The organism is Curtobacterium sp. P97, from assembly GCF_023712445.1.
GTDB lineage: Bacteria > Actinomycetota > Actinomycetes > Actinomycetales > Microbacteriaceae > Curtobacterium.
Window position 1 is genome coordinate 1 of sequence record NZ_JAMAYF010000079.1, and the last position, 472, is coordinate 472.

The 472-nt window shown below is 48.5% G+C and carries 1 protein-coding gene; it reads left to right on the forward strand.

The genetic code is table 11. The annotated features are described in order from the left end of the window. Positions 1-38: 38 nt before the first annotated feature. Positions 39-472 (forward strand): ABC transporter ATP-binding protein (locus M3677_RS17025; RefSeq protein WP_251161137.1); only part of this gene is annotated, 434 nt, incomplete at its 3' end.

Genomic DNA, 472 nt, shown 5'->3' on the forward strand with positions numbered 1-472 from the left:
GCCATAACGGGTCGGGGAAAACCACATTGCTTCGTGTCTTGTCTGGCATCTATACGCCGACACACGGAAGTTCGGTCATCAACGGCAATTGTGTATCCCTGATCAATATCAATCTGGGAATTGACCCGGATGCGACAGGGCGTGAGAATATTCGCCTGCGCTCTGCGATGATGGGAATGCCGCCCGAAGAAATTGCCGAAAAGTTTGACCAGATTGCCGATTTTTCGGGACTTGGAGAGTTTCTGGATGTTCCGTTCCGCACTTATTCTTCTGGCATGCAATTGAGATTGGCATTCGCGACCTCAACGGCAGTTCGACCTGAAATCCTGATCATGGATGAATGGCTTTCGACAGGTGACGAGGACTTTAAAGAACGTGCTAACGAGCGTATGCGTGAATTGGTCGACTCAACAAAAATACTCGTCCTCGCAAGCCATTCAAAAGAGCTGATGAAGAAGAATTGCAACAGAAT